This window comes from Mesorhizobium sp. M5C.F.Ca.IN.020.32.2.1 (genome assembly GCF_004023105.1).
Taxonomy (GTDB): Bacteria; Pseudomonadota; Alphaproteobacteria; order Rhizobiales; family Rhizobiaceae; genus Mesorhizobium; species Mesorhizobium wenxiniae.
Window position 1 is genome coordinate 1 of the sequence record NZ_RZSX01001034.1, and the last position, 2,004, is coordinate 2,004.

Annotated in this window: 1 protein-coding gene and 1 pseudogene; both read right to left on the minus strand. The window is 64.2% G+C overall.

All coding sequences use genetic code 11. The annotated features are described in order from the left end of the window. Positions 1-147, minus strand: a pseudogene (locus tag EOA86_RS40865) (thiol reductase thioredoxin); the annotation flags it as partial. Beyond that, entirely contained in the window at positions 144-2,000 is a 1,857-nt protein-coding gene (locus EOA86_RS32440; protein ID WP_128345324.1) for a heavy metal translocating P-type ATPase, read from the minus strand. The gene EOA86_RS32440 and the pseudogene EOA86_RS40865, both read right to left, overlap by 4 nt. Between the last annotated feature and the right edge of the window lie 4 nt (positions 2,001-2,004).

The following is a 2,004-nucleotide window of genomic DNA, read 5'->3' on the forward strand; positions in this document are numbered from 1 at the left end:
GCCGGAAAACAGCTTGCTCCCGCACTTCCCGCATTTCGCCTCTTTGGCATTGCGGGCCGCCGGCAGGCGGTTGATCCCGCCACATTTGCTGCAAACCGCCAGATTCTGCTGTGCCATGGCCATATCCCTCCGCCTAACGATCGTCATATTGCGCGCCTGAGACGTCCATCGCCAAGCGCGCGTAGCGCATTGAGGATAACCGCTATGTCGATGCCTTCCTGAAACAGGGCTCCTGCCACGGGCGTGATCTGCCCCATAGCGGCCGCGACCATCGCCACGGCAGAGAGCGCCAACCCGGCAATGATGCTTTGCAAAGCGATCGTCCTCGTGCGCTGCGCGATCCGGATCGCCTCTGAGACAGGGTGCAACCGGTCGGTCAACACGATGATGTCGGCGGCCTCGGAAGAGGCGGTGGCGCCGCGCGCGCCCATGGCAACGCCGACCGTGGCGGCCGCAAGCGCGGGTGCATCGTTGATGCCGTCGCCGATCATCATCGTCGGCGCCCTGCCTTTCTCGGCTTCAACAGTCGCAACCTTTTGCGCGGGGGTCGCATCGGCGACGATCGCATCGAGGTCGAGCAGTGCTGAAATGCGCCCGGCCGCAAGGCCGTCGTCGCCTGTCAGCATGACCATGCGCGTGATACCGGCCAAGCGCAAACCGGTGAGTGCGTTACGCGCATCGACACGCAGCGTATCGCCAAACGTAAATACGGCAGCGAGCCGGCCACCGAGCGTCAAAAAGACCCTCAGTACAGCCTCGTCCCGATACCGCTTTTCACCGTCTCTCGCCCAGAGCGGCAACGGTTTGTTTGCGAGCACCAGCGCACGTGATCCTGCCTTGAGCGATATGTTGTCGACAACACCTTCCAGACCGGCGCCGCGATACTCGCGAACATTGCGTGGGTGCGAAAGGGTCAGGCTTCTCCCACGGGCTACCCGGATGATCGAGTCGGCGAGGACGTGGTGTGAGGCCTGTTCCAATGATGCCAACAGCTGCAATGCGCCGTTCGCGTCGCAATCGGGGGCAGTCTCGATTTCGATGAGTTCGGCGCCGCCGACGGTCAAGGTGCCCGTCTTGTCGAAGATCGCGGTACGGACTTGGGCCAGGGCCTCCAAGGCAGCGCTGCCTTTCATCAGGATGCCGGCGCGCGCGGCGCGCGATACGCCGCCGATGAATGCAACTGGCGCCGCAAGGATCAGTGGGCAAGGTGTCGCGACGACCAGGACGGCGAGCGCCCTGATCGGGTCGCCCGAGATATGCCAGGCGATACCGGCAACCAGCAGCGTGGCTGGCAGCAGGAAGAGCGCGAAGCGGTCGGCCATCCGGATGAACGGAGCTTTTGCGGTCTGCGCCGATGCGACCATGCGCACGATCCCCGCGTAGGTGCTCTGTTCGGCTCGGGCCGAAGCGCGCATGCTGAAAGATTCGCCCGCATTGACGGTGCCGCTGCGCACCAGATTGCCTGCGCCTCGCCGTTGCGGCAGCGGCTCTCCGGTCACTGCGGCCTCGTCGAGAGAGGCCGAAGCGTCGAGCAGGATTCCATCGACAGGCAGCAGCTCGCCGGCCCGCACCAGAAGCTCGTCGCCAACGGCAACCTTGCCGACTGAAATCGTGACTATCGCTTGCGCCAACTTTCGGTGCGCCAAGCGCGGTGACCGGTCGGTCAGCGCCTTGAGGCTTCGCTCCGCTCGACCGCGGGCAAAATCCTCCAGCACACTGCCGCCGGCGTACATGATCGCAACGACCACCGCAGCGAGCGACTGGTCGAGCAGCAGTGCCGCAGACATAGAGACCAGCGCAATCGCATCGACGCCGAAGCGGCCGATCCAGAAATCGCGCAATATGGAAATGGCAAGCGCCATCACCACCGGCAATGTCGCTGCCGACCAGATTGTGCCAGGCTGAACGGCGCCAAGACCGGTCTGCCAGACTCCGATCCCTGCGGCCAAGCCAAGGATGGCGATAGCCAGCAGTGCGCGTCGCAGGATCGACTCGTTCATGCGA